At 69.3% G+C, this 17,476-nt stretch carries 16 protein-coding genes; 12 read left to right on the forward strand and 4 right to left on the reverse strand.

Annotated elements, in window-relative coordinates; all coding sequences use genetic code 11:
- Nucleotides 1–47: 47 nt before the first annotated feature.
- On the reverse strand, nucleotides 48–2,126 hold the full coding sequence (locus tag HUA75_RS31570) for a S46 family peptidase (RefSeq protein ID WP_174488500.1): 2,079 nt from the start codon (nucleotides 2,124–2,126) through the stop codon (nucleotides 48–50).
- A 108-nt stretch (nucleotides 2,127–2,234) separates the two neighbouring features.
- On the opposite strand from HUA75_RS31570, the gene HUA75_RS31575 reads away from it, so the two are divergent.
- From HUA75_RS31575 to HUA75_RS31585, 3 genes are all read left to right on the forward strand, one after another.
- A complete protein-coding gene (locus HUA75_RS31575; protein ID WP_141641006.1) occupies nucleotides 2,235–3,377 on the forward strand; it encodes a triacylglycerol lipase in 1,143 nt (380 codons plus the stop codon).
- A gap of 153 nt (nucleotides 3,378–3,530) precedes the next feature.
- Entirely contained in the window at nucleotides 3,531–4,415 is an 885-nt protein-coding gene (locus HUA75_RS31580; protein WP_174488501.1) for an oxidoreductase, read from the forward strand.
- A 1-nt stretch (nucleotide 4,416) separates the two neighbouring features.
- On the forward strand, nucleotides 4,417–5,454 hold the full coding sequence (locus HUA75_RS31585) for an AraC family transcriptional regulator (RefSeq protein ID WP_174488502.1): 1,038 nt from the start codon (nucleotides 4,417–4,419) through the stop codon (nucleotides 5,452–5,454).
- On the opposite strand, the gene HUA75_RS31590 is transcribed toward HUA75_RS31585, so the two are convergent.
- On the reverse strand, nucleotides 5,414–6,901 hold the full coding sequence (locus HUA75_RS31590; RefSeq protein WP_174488503.1) for a PLP-dependent aminotransferase family protein: 1,488 nt from the start codon (nucleotides 6,899–6,901) through the stop codon (nucleotides 5,414–5,416). The genes HUA75_RS31585 and HUA75_RS31590 overlap by 41 nt on opposite strands.
- 141 nt (nucleotides 6,902–7,042) lie before the next feature.
- Between HUA75_RS31590 and HUA75_RS31595 the strand changes: the two genes are divergently transcribed.
- Nucleotides 7,043–7,498 (forward strand): rhodanese-like domain-containing protein, encoded by a 456-nt coding sequence (locus HUA75_RS31595; protein WP_174488504.1) that lies wholly within the window; start codon nucleotides 7,043–7,045, stop codon nucleotides 7,496–7,498.
- Nucleotides 7,499–7,523: 25 nt separating this feature from the next.
- On the opposite strand, the gene HUA75_RS31600 is transcribed toward HUA75_RS31595, so the two are convergent.
- On the reverse strand, nucleotides 7,524–8,615 hold the full coding sequence (locus tag HUA75_RS31600; protein ID WP_174488505.1) for a ferrichrome ABC transporter substrate-binding protein: 1,092 nt from the start codon (nucleotides 8,613–8,615) through the stop codon (nucleotides 7,524–7,526).
- A gap of 243 nt (nucleotides 8,616–8,858) precedes the next feature.
- On the opposite strand from HUA75_RS31600, the gene dps reads away from it, so the two are divergent.
- From dps to HUA75_RS31640, 8 genes are all read left to right on the forward strand, one after another.
- Entirely contained in the window at nucleotides 8,859–9,416 is a 558-nt protein-coding gene (gene dps, locus HUA75_RS31605; protein WP_141640965.1) for a DNA starvation/stationary phase protection protein Dps, read from the forward strand.
- 107 nt (nucleotides 9,417–9,523) lie between these two features.
- Nucleotides 9,524–10,384, forward strand: a complete 861-nt coding sequence (locus HUA75_RS31610; protein ID WP_174488506.1) for an SDR family oxidoreductase — start codon at nucleotides 9,524–9,526, stop codon at nucleotides 10,382–10,384.
- Complete coding sequence (locus HUA75_RS31615; RefSeq protein ID WP_141640966.1) at nucleotides 10,381–10,998, forward strand: glutathione S-transferase N-terminal domain-containing protein; 618 nt, start codon at nucleotides 10,381–10,383, stop codon at nucleotides 10,996–10,998. The genes HUA75_RS31610 and HUA75_RS31615 overlap by 4 nt, the downstream gene beginning before the upstream one ends.
- A 20-nt stretch (nucleotides 10,999–11,018) precedes the next feature.
- The gene (locus HUA75_RS31620; protein WP_174488507.1) at nucleotides 11,019–12,461 is read left to right on the forward strand and encodes a YdiU family protein; all 1,443 of its coding nucleotides are present in this window, start codon (nucleotides 11,019–11,021) and stop codon (nucleotides 12,459–12,461) included.
- 55 nt (nucleotides 12,462–12,516) lie between these two features.
- Nucleotides 12,517–13,068, forward strand: a complete 552-nt coding sequence (locus HUA75_RS31625; protein WP_174488508.1) for a hypothetical protein — start codon at nucleotides 12,517–12,519, stop codon at nucleotides 13,066–13,068.
- Complete coding sequence (locus HUA75_RS31630) at nucleotides 13,065–13,478, forward strand: hypothetical protein (RefSeq protein WP_141640969.1); 414 nt, start codon at nucleotides 13,065–13,067, stop codon at nucleotides 13,476–13,478. Before HUA75_RS31625 ends, HUA75_RS31630 begins: the two co-directional genes overlap by 4 nt.
- Nucleotides 13,479–13,579: 101 nt before the next feature.
- A complete protein-coding gene (locus tag HUA75_RS31635; RefSeq protein WP_141640970.1) occupies nucleotides 13,580–14,119 on the forward strand; it encodes an inorganic diphosphatase in 540 nt (179 codons plus the stop codon).
- 4 nt (nucleotides 14,120–14,123) lie between these two features.
- Nucleotides 14,124–15,023: a CHAD domain-containing protein gene (locus HUA75_RS31640; protein ID WP_174488509.1), complete on the forward strand. Its 900-nt coding sequence runs from the start codon at nucleotides 14,124–14,126 to the stop codon at nucleotides 15,021–15,023.
- 677 nt (nucleotides 15,024–15,700) lie between these two features.
- Here HUA75_RS31640 and HUA75_RS31645 read toward each other — a convergent pair.
- Nucleotides 15,701–17,410, reverse strand: a complete 1,710-nt coding sequence (locus tag HUA75_RS31645) for a hypothetical protein (protein ID WP_174488510.1) — start codon at nucleotides 17,408–17,410, stop codon at nucleotides 15,701–15,703.
- Between the last annotated feature and the right edge of the window lie 66 nt (nucleotides 17,411–17,476).

Consider the following 17,476-nt stretch of genomic DNA (forward strand, 5'->3'; position numbering starts at 1 on the left):
TGGGGTCCACCGCCGGAGGGCTCCGGCGGCGAAAACCCGGCGCCGGCCTACCTGACGGGTGGGGTCGCGACCTCGCTCGCGGCGCGCAGCTCCTTCACCACCCGCGTGGCGCCGTAGACGTGCTCCAGGGCGGCGAGGATGCCGTCTCCGTGCACCGCCACGGCGCGGTTCGTCTCCGGGACGTATGCATACCGGCCGCCCAGTGAGTGCATGTTGCCGTCGAAGACGAGCCCCACGACGCGTCCATCGCGGTCCACGACGGGAGAGCCGGAGTTGCCACCGATGATGTCGTTGGTGGTGGCCATGTCCAGCGGCGTCGCGTCCGGCACCTTGCCCTTCGCCTTCATCCAGGTGTCCGGCAGCTTGAAGGGCTCCTTGCCGGTGTGGCGCGCATACGCACCGCCGAACGTCGTGAGCGCCGCGACGGGGCGGCCATTCTCGTCCCAGCCCTTCAACTGGCCGGCGTTGAGGCGCAGCGTGAAGGTGGCGTCGGGATAGCCGGAGGTGCCGTACACCGCGAGGTGCGCCTTGGCCAACCGCTCGCCGTTGCGCTTGAGCACCGCCTCCACCGAGTCCTCATAGCGCTTGCGCACCGCGCGCGCCTCCGCGTCCACCTTGCGCGCGAAGAGCAGCATCGGGTCCTTCGACGCCTCCACCGCCGCCTTGCCTCCATCCAGCAGGGCCTGCCGCGTCTTCACGTCGCCCAGCTTCGTGCCGCGCACCAGCGAGCGGGCCAGGGACTCCGGAGACTCCGTTCCGAGCACCTGCCGCACGAAGGGGTCATCCGCGCCCAGCGTCTCGCGCAGGCGGCCGAGGCCGAAGGCGAGCACCGCCTCGTCCAGCTCCACGGCGATGGGCGCGCCGCGCAGCAGTTGCTGGCGCAGCGAGGGAAGCTGCGCGTCGGTGTACTCGCGCAGGCGCTCCGCGTTGGGCTTGGGCTGTTCGTCGGCGATGCGCACCAGGTGACGCGCCAGCGAGTAGAACTCCGAGGAGAACGCGTCTCCGCCCTCCTTCATCCGGTACTCGGGCAGCATCCGGCGGTACGTGTCGAGCGCCTTCGCCGTCTCCTCCCACGCCCCCGCCGTGGCGGCCTTCACCGTGGCGTTGGCCTCCACGCGCTTGCGCAGCTCCGCCTCGTCCTCCCGCTTGCGCGCCAGCAGCGACGGGTCCGCCAGGGCCTGGTGCCGACCACGCAGCGCCTTCAGGCCGTTCTCCACCCCGCGCAGCCGCGAGCGCGTGGTGCGGTAGCGCTCCGGCGAACCGCTGGAGAACTCCTTCAACTTGCCGCGCAGCTCGGAGAGCATCAGCAGCGTGTAGGGCAGGTTCACATCGCGCTGGAACTCCAGCTCCGCGACGCTGGCCTTGCGCTCGGTGCCACCGGGGTGGCCGGAGACGAAGACGAGGTCCCCGTCTCTGGCGCCCTGCTTCGCCCACGGCAGGTAGTCCGGGCTCTTCGCGGGCGCGTCGTCCTTCCACACGCGCAGGAACGCCACGTCATAGCCGAAGCGCGGGAAGTTGAAGTTGTCCGGGTCCCCGCCGAACGCCGCCATGGAGAACTCCGGGGCGAAGGCCAGGCGCACGTCCTGGAAGCGGCGGTACTCGTAGAGGTGATACTTGCCGCCGTTGAACAGCGTCACCACGTCGCAGCGCACGTCGGTGGACGTGGCGCACGCGGACTCCACCGCGGACATCTCCTTCTTGAGCGCGGTGTTGTAGGCGGCGCCGGTGAGGCCCTTCGTCGCCGCGTTCATCCGCTCGGTGACGTCCGTCATCTTCACCAGCTGGTTGGCCTCCACCTTGGGGCAGCGGCGCTCTTCCGCGGGGGTGCGGGCCTGGAAGCCCTTGGCCAGCAGGTCGTCCTTGGGCGAGGACAGGTCCTCGATACAGCCGCGGACACAGTGGTGATTCGTCATCACCAGGCCGTCCGGAGACACGAAGCTGGCGGAGCAGCCACCGGCCAACCTCACCGAGCCGAGCCGGACCTTGTCCAGCCATGCTTGAGTGGGCGTGAAACCATGGGCCTTGTTCACCGTCTCCACGGGGAAGGCGTCGTAGGTCCACATGCCCTCGTCCGCGGCGGCGGGGAGAGACATAAGCAGGCCAAGTGCGAGCAATGCACGGTCCACGGTGTTCGTCCTTCTGGCTGATGGGGTGAGAAAGGCGCCGGTGAACGCCTGCTCGGAGAGTGCATTCCCGAGCGGGAATCACGCGTCGCGTCAGGTATGGTGGAGACAATGGCCGCGAAGCACCACATCTATCTCGTCCCCGGGTTTTTCGGGTTCATCAACCTGGGCGAGCTCGTCTACTTCGGACACGCGCTCGACTACTTGAAGGCGGAGCTGGCTCGTCGAGACATGGGTGAGTCGGAGGTCGTCATCGTCCTGTCTCACCCGACGGCGTCCATCCGGACTCGGACGGCGGACCTGCTCCGAGCCGTGCAGGAGACGGCGAGCGGTGATGACGGCCCCATCCACCTGATAGGGCACTCGACGGGAGGCCTGGACGCGCGGCTGTTCGTCAGCCCGGGCGCGCAGCTCGCGGAGGGGTTGGAGCTGGAGCCGTTCGCCCGGCGGGTGGGCTCGGTGGTGACGGTGTCCGCGCCGCACGCGGGCACGCCGCTGGCGTCGTTCTTCCTGGGGCTGTTCGGACAGCGGCTGTTGAAGCTGCTGTCGCTGTTCACCGTGTACGTCCTTCGCTTCGGCCGGCTGCCGCTGCGGGTGGTATTCCGCTTCGGGCACCTGATGGCGCGCGTGGATGACCAGCTCGGGTGGAAGCAGACCTTGTTGGATCAGCTCTATGACCAACTGCTCGGGGACTTCTCCTCGGAGCGGCGCGACGCGGTGGCGAAGTTCCTGAGCGACGTGGGCAACGACACGTCGCTGATTCCGCAGCTCACGCCGGAGGGCATCGACCTGTTCAACGCGAGCACGTTGGACCGGCCGGGTGTGCGCTATGGCTCGGTGGTGACGCAGGCCCGGCCACCGTCGCTGCGCACGCGCGTGTCGGCGGGGTTGGACCCCTACGCGCAGCTCACGCACACCATCTACGCGTTCATGTATGGGCAGACGCAGCGGATGCCGCTGACGGCGCTGCCGCTGCACTCGCCCGCGCAGACGGCGGCGCTGGTGCAGGCGTATGGGGCGATGCCGGGCCCCACGGCGTGTGACGGCATCGTCCCCACGCGCTCGCAGGTCTACGGGCGTGTGCTGGCGGCGGTGCGCGCGGACCACCTGGATGCGATTGGCCACTTCGACCAGCCGGCGCACCAGCCGCCGCACGTGGACTGGCTCATCTCCGGCTCCGGCTTCCGGCGACCCCAGTTCGAGGCCACCTGGAAGGCCATCACCGACTTCCTCTTCGAGGAAGAGAAGCGCTGACCCCCTGAGCGGGCCCTCGGATGCTTCTTCGGATGGTGGCGCGATTCGATGAATCTTTGGCGCCATGCGATTGGCGCGCGTGCGGGGCGGTTCGTAACTCTTGGGCGTGGCCGAATTCACGGCGCGACGACGAAGAGAAGAAGGACGGTCCCCATGTCGAAGGTCTGGCTCATCACTGGAAGCTCTCGCGGCCTCGGCCGTGATTTGGCGGAGGCCGTGCTGGCGGCCGGTCACCGGCTCGTGGCCACGGCGCGCAAGCCGGAGCAACTGAAGGATTTGGTGGAGCGGTATGGGGACCGGGTGCGCGCCGTCGCGCTCGACGTGACGGACTCCGCCGCGGCACGAGCCGCCGTCGCCGAGGCGACCTCGGCCTTCGGACGGCTGGACGTCGTCGTCAACAACGCGGGCTACGCCAACGTGGCCGCCATCGAGGACGTGGACGAGGCGGACTTCCGCGAGCAGTTCGAGACGAACTTCTTCGGGATGATGCATGTCACCCGCGCCGCCCTGCCGGTGCTCCGCGCGCAGAAGGACGGCCACATCATCCAGGTGTCCTCCATTGGCGGACGCCGAGGCTCGCCCGGACTGGCGTCGTACCAATCCGCGAAGTGGGCGATGGAGGGGTTCTCGGAGGTCCTCGCCCAGGAAGTGGCGCCGCTGGGCATCCGGGTGACCATCGTCGAGCCCGGAGGCATGCGCACCGACTGGGCCGGCTCGTCCATGAACGTCGGTGACATCAGCGACGCCTACAAGGCCACCGTGGGCGCCTTCTCCCAGCACGTGCGCCGGGGCGCGGACGGCCCGCGCGGAGACCCCATCAAGGCCGCGAAGGCGATTCTCCAGATTGCCGACGAGAAGCAGCCACCCCTGCGGCTGTTGCTCGGCTCCGACGCCGTCTTCCTCGCGGAGCTCGTCGTCCAGCAGCGCACGGCGGAGGACTCGCGGTGGAAGTCGCTCAGCGTCTCCACGGACATTGATGGCCTGGTCCCCTTCGCGGAGACTCCGGTCGCCAAGATGCTGATGCCCAAGAGGAACTGACGTGCCCGCCGACCTCGTCCCTGTTCCCAGCGTGCTGCTCGACCGCCTCACCGCGCTCGGCGTCGAGGTCGAGCGCGTGCTGCGACACGCGGGCCTGGTCCGCTCCCGCTTCCAGGAGCCCAAGGCGCGCCTGACGACCCAGGAGTTCATGGCGTTCTGGCACGCGGTGGAGGCCACGGGCGGAGGGAGGGAGGTCGGCCTGCGCGTGGGCTCCGACGCCAGACCCCATCACTTCGATGTCGCGACGATGGCGGCCCTCCACTCCCCCACCCTCGGCGAGGCCCTGGCGAAGCTCGCCCGCTACAAGGGTCTGGTCTGCCCGGAGGAGGTGAGCGTCGAGGTCGTGAAGAACGAGGCGCGGTTCAGGTTCCACTGGCTTCTGGCCGAAGGACCGCTGCCCCTGTTCCTGGTCGACGCGACGTTCGCCTCCACGCTGGCGCTCGCGCGCCGAGGCACCGGCAAGCCCCTGGTGCCCAGGCGTGTCGAGCTGGCGCGACGTCGCTCCGACGCGGAGCTGCTCACCCGCCACTTCGGCTGCAAGGTCCGCTTCGATGCCCCCGTGGACCTGCTCGTGTTCGAGGCGAGCGCGCTCGACGAGCCCCTCCTGACGCACAACGCGGACCTGCTGGCGCTGCTCGTGCCCGGACTGGAGCGAGAGCTGGACCAGCGACAGCGACACACCCTGGCGGACGACGTGCGGCTGGCGTTGCGACGCCGCATGTGTGGCGAGCGTCCCTCCGTCGACAAGGTCGCCGAGGAGCTGCACTTGAGTTCGCGCACGCTCCAGCGAAAGCTCGAAGCCGCGGGGACCACGTATCAACTCCTGCTCGATGAAGTGAGACACCAGGCCGCGCGCCAGTTGCTTGGGAGCACGGACCTGGACGCCAACGAAGTGGCCTTCCTGCTGGGCTTCGAGGAGCTGAACTCCTTCAGCCGTGCGTTCCAGGGCTGGGAGGGAACGACGCCGCTGCGTTGGCGCGGGGCCACGCGCGAAGAGGCTACCGGGTCGGGCCGTCGAGCACCCCGCACAGCGTCCTGACAGCGGCGCGAAGCCCGGCGGGACTCGCGCCGGAGAAGCCCAGCACCAACCCCTGCTCGCGCTTTCGCCCCAGGTAGAGCGGAGACAGCCGGCGTGCCCCCAGCCGCCGTGCATCCGTCCTCGTAATCACAGCCTCATCCTGGAGCCCTTCGGACAGGAAGGCCGTGACATGCATGCCCGCCTCCGCCGTGCCGATTCGCAGCACGCCAGGTGCCTCGCGTTTCAGTGAATCAAGGAGCGCGTCGCGACGCTCCGCATAGACGAGTCGCATCTGTCGAAGGTGCGCGGCGTAGTGCCCTGACTCCATGAACCGCGCCATCGCGGCCTGCGTGAGCGGAGGCGCGTGGCCATCCGTTGCGGCGCGCGCGGCGGTGAAGGCGTCCACCAGCACCTCAGGAACGACGAGGAAGGCCAGCCGCAGCGAGGGGAACATCACCTTGTTGAACGTGCCCGCGTAGAGGACCCGCCCCGCCACGTCCATGCCCTGAATCGCGGCGAGCGGCCGCGTCACATAGCGGAACTCGCTGTCGTAGTCGTCCTCGAACAACCACATCCCGGAGGCGCGCGCATGCTCCAGCAGCGCCAGCCTCCGCGACAGGCTCATCGTCACGCCCAGCGGGTACTGGTGCGAAGGCGTGACATAGGCCAGCCGTGCCTTCGGCGCCCGCGACACCGCCAGCTCCACACGCGGGCCCTCCGCATCCACGGGGACAGGGTGCAGGCGCGCTCCCGCCGACTCGAAGGCCACTCGAGCGCCGAGGTACCCCGGCTCCTCCAGCCACACCCCGTCCCCTTCATCGAGAAGCAGCCTCGCGGAGAGGTCCAGGGCCTGCTGCGTGCTGGAGAAGACCAGGACTCGCCGCCAGTCACAGCGCACGCCACGCGCCGGTCCCAGGTGGGCCGCGATGGCCTCGCGCAGCGGACGAAAGCCCTCGGGCTCACCCGCGGTCATCCGCCCGGGCTCCAGCACCCGGGCCTGCTTCGCCACCGCGCGTGCCCACAGCTTCGCGGGGAAGAGGTCCAGCGCGGGCAGGCACGGCGTGAAGGGCCGCACGTCACGCGGCTCGGGCGGAAGCACCTCGCTCGCCATGCGCTGCCCCCGGCGAGACAGCCCTCCCTGTCGCGTGGCCTTCGCGCTCCCACGCGCGAGCGGAGACCGGGGCTGACGGGCGTGCTCCGGCAGCGCGACGACACTGCCCGAGCCCACGCGCCGCTCCAGGAAGCCCTCCGCGTCGAGCTGCGCGAAGGCCTCCTCCACCGTCCCTCGTGAAATCCCCAGCTCCCGGGACAGCGTGCGCGTGGACGGCAGCCGGCTTCGTGGCGCGAGCGTTCCCGCGAGGATGGCCTCGCGCAGCCGCTCATAAAGCTGTCGATGCAGCGAGCCCACTTGCCTGCCTGTGTCCGGCAACAGGAAAGGCAGCGACACACCCACGAAGCGCTTCGACATGCGCACTCTGTAGTCGGCCCCCTGCCCCATCACAACCCGATGCGGGCGGAAGTGGTCCAGTCGACTGTCGCTGAATGGCGCTTTCGCGTGGACCACTCCGGGAGCACTGTTCCGGGCATCGAAGCCCATGGAGTCTCCGTCATGATCACTCCCGCCACCCCCTTCTCGTTCGTTCTCGAAACCCCCGCCGCCACGCCCGAAGAGGCACACCGCCACTTCCTCGCGAAGCTCTCCGTGGAGACCGACGCCGCCGACCTGCACCTGGACCTGGAGCGCGGCAAGAAGGGCTTTGTCGTCGTGGACGTCCGCTCGCCCGACGCTTACGCCGAGCGCCACATCCCCGGCGCGCTGAACCTGCCCGCGCGGACCCTCTCCGCCACCACGACGGCGCACCTGAGCAAGGACGACGTCATCGTCACCTACTGCTGGAGCCCTGGTTGCAACGGCTCCACCAAGGCCGCCGCGCGCCTGTCCGCGCTGGGCTTTCGCGTGAAGGAGCTCATCGGCGGAATCGAGTACTGGGTGAAGGAGGGCTACGCCACCGAGGGCACCGCGCCCCAGGGCCAACCCGTCTACGCCGAGCGCCTGCCGCGCTGAGCACACCCCGTGTGAGCCAGGCGGCTCAGTACACGCCGATGAGCACGACCTTCACGCGGGGATTGCCCAGGTACTCCTCCAGCCGCCACCGGCTGCGCAGCTCATCCGAGCGCAGCCCCGGGCCCGACTCCGGCGGCGCGTCCGCGCTGGCCAGCGCATCGCGCAGATGCGACACCGCCCACGCGTCGAACTTGGGGTCCCCCGAGCCTTCCAGCACCTTGAGGTCCAGCAGCTTGCCGTCTCGCGCCTGACGCACCTCCAGCACCGTGGCGAGCGCGAGCACCGGCGTGGTGACGTCCATCATGAACATGTTCGCCGCCCGCCCCGCCTCGACGGCCGCCTGGAGGCGGTTGCGCTGCTCCAACCGCCGGTCCCGCTTCTCCGCCACGTAGGGCGAGCCCGTCTTCCCAAAGCGCTCCGTGGCCTCCACCTGCTCGCGCTTGAGGCGTGAGCCCAGCACGTTCAGGTCCGGCGACGGCGGGTTCACCAGCTTCTTGGCGAACCGGTCCTGGAGCTTCGTGAAGTACGGATTCACGGCGCCGCTCTCCGCGCGTGCCGCCGCGCTCGCGTCCGCCGCCCAGCCATCCACCAACTCCTTCGCCTGCGCTTCCTCCCGCCGCGCGATGGCCCGAGGGTCCTCACCAGGCTGTCCGTCATTGCGCAGCGTCTTGCCCGATTGCGCGGGCTTGCCTGGAGGCTCGCTCCCCCAGAGCCCCTTCGGCACGAGCGAAATCGTCGGCGGCGCGGTCCGGGTGGGCGCATCCTCCGGAGAAGCCTCGGGCCCCTGCTCCGTCGACGCGACTCCGGGCGCTTCCGCGACGGCCGGGGACTCTTCTTCCTTCTTCTTGCCCTCGGGTGCCCGCGCGATGGCCTCGGGCGGTTTCTCGTCCGTCCGACGCGGAGGCGGAACCGGCTCGGGCTTGGGAGGCCGCGGGGTCGGCGCTGGCACGGGTGGGGCCACTACCGGCGCCTTGGGCTCCAGGTAGACAATCTCCAGTTCGGTGGCCGACGGACGCGCTGGCGCGGCTGACCGCACTCGCGACAGCGCCAGGAAGAGCGCCGCGTGCACGAGCACGGAAAGCAGGACCGCAATCCACCACGATGAACGCCGGGACACACCTCGGAGTGTGCCTCCTAGCTCCTCCGAGGAGAAGCGCCCTGACGTCCGAGCTCGATGATGTCCAGTCGCTCCCTCCCGCCGCCTCCCCGGCGACGGAGGTAGCGTCATCAATGACCTCTAGAGCGGTTTCTCATGGAACGCCCGGCTGTCCGCTCGCCCCCCAGCCAGGACGCCTCGGCATGGCGCGCGGGGAAGGCCATCCCCACTCTTCCGAAAGCCTTCTTGGAGGGAGCGCCAACCATGAACTTTCCCAGCCATGTGAATGTCCCCAGTGAGACGCGCGAGGAAATCATCGACCTGCTGAACAACCTGCTGGCCGACTCCATCGACCTGCACTGGCAAATCAAGCAAGCGCACTGGAACATCCGGGGCACCCACTTCTACAGCCGTCACCTGCTCTTCGACGACCTGGCCAAGCATGCGCGCAAGCAGGCCGACGAGTTCGCCGAGCGCGCCGGCACCCTGGGCGGCTACGCCGAGGGCACCATCCGGCTGGCCGCCAAGAACAGCGAGCTGCCCGAGTACGACCTCAAGGCCGTGGAGAGCGAGGACCACCTGAAGTGCCTGGTGGACCGCTTCGCGCGCTACGGCGCCTCCATCCGCGGCGGCATCGAGCGCTGCGATGAACTGGAGGAGCCCATCACCGTGGACCTGCTCACCCAGGTCCTGGGCGACGTGGAGCTGGACATGTGGTTCCTGGAGAGCCACCTCAACGGCGCCCCGCGCCCCAGTCCGCGCACCAAGGGCGGACGCGACGACGCCCGCTCCAGCGAGCCCACCCGGCCTCCGCACGCCTGAGCCACGGCGGCACCCAGACCTCCCTTCCCCATGGGCCCGGCGCTTCCACGAGCGTCCGGGCCCGTGTCGGCATATAGAAGGCGTCCTCGAAATCCAGAGGACGCCCCATGAGCGCTGAGACACGGTTGGACGGGAAGGTGTGCCTCATCACCGGGGCCACCGGTGGCATTGGCCTGGAGACGGCCAAGGCCCTGGGACGACTTGGCGCCACGCTGGTGCTGGTGGGCCGGGACCCCGCCCGCACCCAGGCCGCCGTCGACGCGGTGAACCAGTCCGTCGCGGGCGCGCGCATCGACACGATTCTCGCGGACTTGAGTTCGCTCCAGGCCGTGCGTGCGCTGGCCGACACCTTCCGCTCGCGCTACTCGCGCCTGGACGTGCTGCTCAACAACGCGGGCCTCATCATCGACCGCCGCGAGGTGACGGTGGATGGGCTGGAGGCCACGCTCGCCACCAACCACCTGGCGCCCTTCCTGCTGACGCATCTGCTGATGGACACGCTCAAGGCCAGCGGCCCCGCGCGTGTCATCAACGTGTCGTCGGACGCGCACCGGGTCGGCAAGCTCGACTTCACCGACCTCCAGAGCGAGCGCCGCTACGACGGCTTCCGCGTGTACGCCACGTCCAAGCTGGCCAACATCCTGTTCACCCACGCGCTGGCGAAGCGGCTGGAAGGCACGCCCGTGACGACGAACGCGGTGCACCCTGGCGTGGTGCGCTCGGGCTTCGGTCACAATACGAAGGGCTTCTTCCGCTGGATTGTGAAGCTCGGCGCGCCGTTCATGCTGTCCGCCGAAGGCGGCGCGCGGACGTCCATCTACCTGGCTGCCTCGCCGGAGGTGGACGGAGTCTCCGGGAAGTACTTCATCCGTTGCCGGAAGAGGAAGCCGTCCGCCGCCGCGCGGGACGACGCCCTCGCCGAGCAGCTCTGGCGTGAAAGCGCGCGGCTCACGGGAGTCTCACCATGATTGACCTGTATACGTTCGCCACGCCCAACGGGCGCAAGGTGTCCATCGCCCTGGAAGAGCTGGAGCTGACGTACACCGCGAAGTCGGTGAACATCGGCAAGGGCGAGCAGTTCACGCCCGAGTTCCTGGCCATCAATCCCAACAACAAGATTCCGGCCATCGTCGACTCGGACGGGCCGGACGGCCGCCCCATCACCGTCTTCGAGTCGGGCGCCATCCTGCTGTACCTCGCGGAGAAGACGGGCAAGCTCATGCCGTCCAGCCTGCGCGGCAAGACGGAAGTGACGCAGTGGCTGATGTTCCAGATGGGCGGCGTGGGCCCCATGTTCGGCCAGCTCAACCACTTTGGCCGCTTCGCCTCCACCAAGATTCCCTATGCCATCGACCGCTACACCGAGGAGTCGAAGCGACTGCTCAAGGTGCTCGACGGGCAGCTCGGCAAGGGAGACTTCGTGGCGGGCCGCTACTCCATCGCGGACATCGCCCTGTACCCGTGGGTCGCGGGCATGCGCACGTACGTCCCGGAGCTCTTCGCGGGCCTGGGCCAGGTGCCGCAGTGGCTGGCGCGCGTGGGTGAACGTCCCGCCGTGCAGCGCGGCATGAAGGTCCCCTGAGCGTTACCGTTTCCCCCTCCATGCCCGCGCTCGAACAACTTCGCTTCGACAACACGTACGCCCGCCTGCCTCCCGGCTTCGGCGCGAGGGTGTCCCCCCGCGCCTTCCCGAATGCCCGGCTGGTGAGCCTCAACCCCGCCGCGCTGCGCCTGCTGGAGCTGGCGCCGGAGGAGGCCCGACGGCCCGAGTTCGTCGAGGCGCTCGGCGGTGGGCGTCCGCTGCCGGGCATGGAGCCCTTCGCCATGGTGTACGCCGGGCACCAGTTCGGCGTGTACGTGCCCCGGCTGGGAGACGGCCGCGCCCTGCTCCTGGGCCAGGTGCGCAACAGCGCGGGCCAGTCCTGGGATTTGCATCTCAAGGGCGGTGGGCCCACGCCCTTCTCTCGCGGTGGGGACGGCCGCGCGGTGCTGCGCTCCTCCATTCGGGAGTACCTGTGCGGCGAGGCCATGCACGGGCTGGGCATCCCCACCACGCGCGCGCTGTGTCTGATTGGCGGCGACGAGCGGGTGTACCGCGAGGAAGTGGAGACAGGCGCCATGCTGGTGCGGATGGCACCGTCACACGTGCGCTTCGGCACCTTCGAGTTCTTCCACCACTCCGAGCAGCACGAGCACGTGGCGCTGCTGGCAGACCACATCATCGACGGCCACTTCCCTCACCTGTCCGGCGCGCCGGGGCGTCATGCTCGCTTCTACGCGGAAGTCATCGAGCGCACCGCGCGGCTGGTGGCGCAATGGCATGCGGTGGGCTTCGCGCACGGGGTGATGAACACGGACAACATGTCCATCCTCGGGCTCACGCTGGACTACGGCCCCTTCGGCTTCCTGGACGAGTTCGAGCCGGGCTTCATCTGCAACCACTCCGACCACCGGGGCCGCTACGCGTTCAACCAGCAGCCGCGCATCGCGATGTGGAACCTGGCCTGTCTGGGTGAAGCGCTCCTCACGCTGATGTCCGAGGACGAGGCCCGAGCCGCCCTCAACACCTTCGAGCCCACCTTCAGCGCGCACTTCCTGACGCTGATGCGCCAGAAGCTGGGCCTGCGCGAGGTGCGCGAGGAGGACCGCGCCCTGGTGGGTGACCTGTTCGCGCGCATGGCCGAGGCCCGCGTGGACTACACCCGCTTCTTCCGCGCGCTGGGACAGCCGGACACGGTGGGGGCGATGTTCGCGGACCGGACGGGCTTCGACGCCTGGGCGGAGCGCTACCGGGCGCGGCTTGCGTCCGAGGGAAGCGTGGACGCGGAGCGCCGGACGTTGATGGAGCGCGTCAATCCCCGATACGTGCTGCGCAACTGGATGGCGCAGGCCGCCATCACCCGGGCCCAGGAGGGCGACTTCTCGGAGGTGGACCGACTGCTCACCGCCCTGGAAGACCCTTTCACGCAGCGCCCCGAGTACGAGGAGTACACCACGGAGCCTCCTGCCTGGGGCCGGCACCTGGTGGTGAGCTGCAGCTCCTGAAGCACGAAGGACCCGGCTGGCGCGCGCCAAAGTGTCTGGATTAGAACCGCGCGCCATGCCTGCTGACGTCGTCATTCCCAAGAACGAGCTCAGTGAGTTCGACCTGCCCCGTATCTGCGTCATCACCGGACAGACGGAGGGCGTCTCCTTCAAGCCCGTGAAGTTCGCGTGGTACCCGCGCTGGCTGCTCATCTTCCTGCCGTTCGCGGCCCTCATCGTGCTGCTCATCGCCATGGTCCTCACCAAGCGGGCCAAGGGCACCCTGCCCTTCAGCGAGGAAGGGTGGGCCCGGTGGCAGCGCAGCAAGCTGCTCTTCGGACTCTCCTTCCTGGCCACCATCGCCATCCTGGTGGGCGGCATCGCGGTGTTCGCGGGCAAGGGCGATGGGACCCCCATCGTGGTGGCGGTGCTGGTGGCCATCCTCGTGCCCATCGTGGCCTATTTCACGGCGGTGAAGGGACGGGTGCCGTTGGTGCGGAAGATCGACGAGCGGACCATCACCCTCCGCCTTCCCAGCGACTCGGCGGCGACCACCATCGCGGCGCACCTGAACTCCGGGCGGCGGCCGCGAAGCGCGCAGCACCCGCTGGAGCTGCGCTCGGCATGAGCACGGAGACGCCGACAGAGAGTGCCTCCTGCGCGGCACACCCCGACGTCATCGCGAGCTGGGCGTGTGGCCGCTGCGGCACGTTCATGTGCCCGGCGTGCGAGCGACGGATGCGCCCGGAGGCGCGTCCCATGTGCCCCGCGTGCTGGGATTTGCGCACGCGCACCGTCAACGCGCCCGAGCGCCATGGCCCGGCGCTCCCCATCATCGGGCTCATCCTCGGCGTGCTCTCGCTGCTGCCGGCGGCCGTCCTGATTCAGATAGTCGCCGTGGTGGTGAACATCATCGCCTTCGGCCGCACGCGGGAGCCACCCAATCAATCACTGCGATGGATGGCCATCGCCGGCCTCGCCCTGACGGGTGTGGGCGTCGTCTGGGGCGGCATCGTCGCGATGATGTTCGTGGGCTGATGGCCGTCTGACTCGCCTGCCCGCCTGGAAGGTTGGCGAGCCAAAAGTCACCCTGAAGGGCGCTTGCCGCACGGGGGAGGCGGGCTGACCTTCCACCTTCCATGACGACGGACCTCACCCGCCTGCCCTCGCGTGGGTCCCAGGGCGCATTCCACGTCGTCGTCGAGTCCCCACGGGGTTCGACGGTGAAGCTGAAGTACGACGCCGCGCTCTCGGCCTTCACGCTCTCCCGTCCCCTCACCCGGGGTCTGCGCTACCCGTTCGACTGGGGCTTCATCCCCTCGACACGCGGGCCGGATGGGGACCCGCTCGACGCCATGGTGTTGTGGGACGACACCACGTGGCCCGGTGTCGTGCTGCCCTGCCGCGCGCTGGGGGTCCTCCAGGTGGACCAGAAGCGCAAGGGTGGCAAGCCGGGCGAGCGCGAGCGCAATGACCGCATCATCGCCCTGCCCACGGCGTCGCCTCGCACCGAGCACCTGCGCACGTATCAGGACGTGTCCCGACGCGAGCGCGAGGAGCTGGCGCACTTCTTCCTCACCGCCGTGCACTTCGAGGACAAGGAAGCGCGCATCCTCGGCTGGGAAGGCCCCGAGGCCGCCGAGCGGATGTTGAACACCCAGGCCGGGACGGGAGGTTAGTCGGATGGCCCAACCCACGCCCATCCGCGGACTGGGCCCCGACAGCGAGCTGGGACAGGCCGCGCGGCGCATCCTCGCGGGCCGGCTGGCGGATGTCCGCAAGCCGGAGGCGAAGCTGTCGGACGAGCTCGACGACGACGGCGTCCACGACATGCGCGTGGCCACGCGTCGGCTGCGCGCCGCCATCCAGGTGTTCCGTCCGCTCGGAGGGCTGGGCAAGCTGGAGGTGGAGGTGAAGCGGCTCCAGGACGCGCTGGGCGACGTGAGGGACCTGCACGTCCAGGCGGCCTGGCTGGAGGAGGTCGCGAAGAAGGCGCGCCGCGAGAAGCCCGATACCCGCGCGGGCATCGCCGCGCTGGGCAAGGCGCGACTGGCGGGCCTGAAGGCGAAGGAGAAGCGACTGCGCTCGGAGCTGGAGCGGTGGGCTTCGCGCACCGTGCCTCGGATGCTGCGCAAGGTGGATGCGCTGGAGGACGACCATCGCTTCGGTGGGCGCCGGGTGAAGGAGCCCCTGCACTGGCGGGTGCGCCGGGTGCGCAAGCGGATGCAGGTCTACATGGACGCGCCCGACGCGGCGTCCGCGCATGCGCTGCGCAAGGATTTGAAGAAGCTGCGCTATGAGGTGGAGATCTTCCAGCCCGCGTTCCGCCGCACCCTGGGCGCGCTGGTGGAGGTGCTCGTCCCGCTCCAGGAGGGGCTGGGGGAGCTGCACGACGCGGACGTCCGGCTGGAGGTGTTCGAGCGGCTCGCGGCGGGCGGCAAGCCCCGGGAGCGCAAGGCCGCGCGCGCCCTGCTGCCGCTCATCCGCGAGGGTCGGGCGAAGCGCTCCGCGGAGATTGCTCGCGAGCTCCAGCGCTGGCACGCCGAGGCGATTCCCCGGCGACTCATCCAGGTCCTCATGTAGCGAGGGCCCCCTGAGTGTCTCGGCCACGTCGCGCCCATCCTCGGTGGCGCGACGTGGTGCTCACGAGGCGAAGCTCAGCCGTCACAGTCGAGAGGACAGCTCTGATGTGACTCGAAGGACTCGCACAGCCCGTTTCCGCAAGAGTCGCCAACGGGAGTGTCACAGTCGAGAGGGCAGCTCAGCTGTGTCTCCGACGACGCGCACAGTCCATCTCCACAAGTGCCGCCGATGGGGCCGCCACAGTCGGCGGGGCAGCTCTGCTGCGTCTCGGACGACGCGCACAGTCCATCTCCACAAGTGCCGCCGATGGGACCACCGCAATCGGCGGGGCAGCTCTGCTGCGTCTCGAGCGGTTCGCATACTCCGTTTCCGCAAGGGTCGCTGGGCCCGTCGCAGTCGAGCGGGCAGGTCTCGTGCGTCTCCCAGGGGTCACAGACGCCGTCCTCACCGCAAAGCCCCTGAGGTGACGGGCCCTCCTCGGTGAGCGCCGCTCTCGCCACGGAGTCCTCCGCGGCTCGCGACAACCGCGGCTCGTCAACGCCACAAGCCACGAGCGCGCCGAGACACCATCCACCCAGGAGGACGACCAGTTGCTGCTTCATGTGTGACCCCTCTCGAAAGAGGGGCCGGGGATTATCATGGGCAGCGCCGGAAGGCGTGACGCTGACGCTATGTGATTACTGCTGCTGCGTGGGTTGCGTCTCCTGGGTGGAGCCTGTTCCCGTGGTGCTCCCCTTGGACGTCGCGTTGATGCTCACCGCCTTGGCTTCCCCCGTCTCGTCCGTGGTGAACGAGGCGCGGACCTGGGCTCCCTCCTGGATGTCCTCGGCGACCGCGCTGAATCCATCCAATGTCACCTGCGTCTGTGGGTTCACCGTCAAGCGGAGCTGAGGCTCACCGCCCTGACTGAGCAGGACCTCGGTCTCGCTCGCGCGGACCACCTCGCCGGTGAACTGCTGTGGCGTGTTCTGCTGGCTCTGGGTTCCCGACGAGGTGCCGCTGCCCTGCTGAGAGCCAGAGGGAATCGGGAGCGCGACCACGGGCGGCTGCTGGGGCTGCTGCGTGCCCGACTGTGGCTGCGAGGTGGTGCCCGAGGTGCCCGTCGTGGAATCAGAGGTCCCGGAAGCAGGCTGTTGCTGCTCGGTCGTCGAAGGCGCGGTGGCGATGGGCTGCTGCTCCGTGCCCGTTGAGGTCGAGTCGGTGGGCTGCTGTTCCGTTCCGCTCGTCGTCTGTCCCTGTTGCTGCCGGGCATCGAGTTGCTCGAGGGGAGACAGCGGCTGAGTGCCTTCGTCGACCTGTTGCCCCGACCCCCCGGAGGCCTGGTCCGAGCTCGAATCCGTGGAGGACCCAGTGGAAGGAGCCGTCTGCGAGCTTGTCCCAGAAGAGGAAGCCACTGGCGACTGCGTACCCTGCCCGGTCTGCGACTCCGTCCCCGTGGGCGCGGAGGCCTGCGTGTCCTGGCCGGTCTGGGACTGTGTGTCCTGACCGGTCTGCGACTCCGTCCCCGTGGGCGCGGAGGCCACGGGCGACTGCGGTGTGCCCTGGCCCGGCTGCGATTCGGTGCCCGTGGATGTCGAGCCGGTCTGCGCCGCCTGCTGCTCGGCCCGTTGCTCCGCGCGCAGTTCGGCTTCCTTCTCCGACCGAAGGTCGGCCTGTCGCTCCGCCTCGCTCTCCGAGTCAGTCGCTCCGGCCTGGGCCTGCTGCTGAGTCTCTCCAGCCTGCTGTCCTGTCTGGGCTGCCTGTTGCTGCGCATCTCCGGCCTGCTGTCCTGCCTGGGCGGCCTGCTGCTGAGCATCCGTGGCTTGCTGTCCCGCCTGGGCGGCCTGCTGCTGAGCATCCGTGGCTTGCTGTCCCGCCTGGGCGGCCTGCTGCTGAGCTGCATCCGTGGCCTGCTGGCCCGCCTGGGCGGCCTGCTGCTGAGCTGCATCCGTGGCCTGCTGCTGCGCGGCTCCCGCCTGCTGCGTGGCATTCGCGGCTTGCTGCTGTGCGGCGCCCGCCTGTTGCGTGGCATCAGCAGCCTGCTGATTCGCCTGGGCACCTTGCTGCTGAGCGGCGCCCTGCTGCGAGTTCGCCTCGGCGGCCTGCTGCTGTGCGGCTCCGGCCTGCGCCGTGGCATCCGTAGCCTGTTGCTGTGCGGCTCCGGACTGCTGTGCGGTCTGGGCCTCGTCCGACTCAGCCGATTCACGTTGAGCACGTGTCTTCGCCTCGTCCAGCGCCTCCTGCTTGCGCCGCACCTCATCCTGGGCGCTTTCCGCCTGCTGCTGTTGTTCACTCGCGGTCGCCTGCGTGCCCTGCTGCGACTGCTCGTCCTGGCCGCGCTCGCGGCAGCCGGTGACGAGCAGCGCGGCGGCACCGGCGGCCACCCACCCTCTCGCGCGGAGCTTCATGGAGACCCCCTGTGTCGTGACTCCCGAAAAAGAAACATGGGAAGTCATCGAACCTCGCCAACCCAC

Source organism: Myxococcus sp. CA040A, from assembly GCF_013336725.1.
GTDB lineage: Bacteria > Myxococcota > Myxococcia > Myxococcales > Myxococcaceae > Myxococcus > Myxococcus llanfairpwllgwyngyllgogerychwyrndrobwllllantysiliogogogochensis.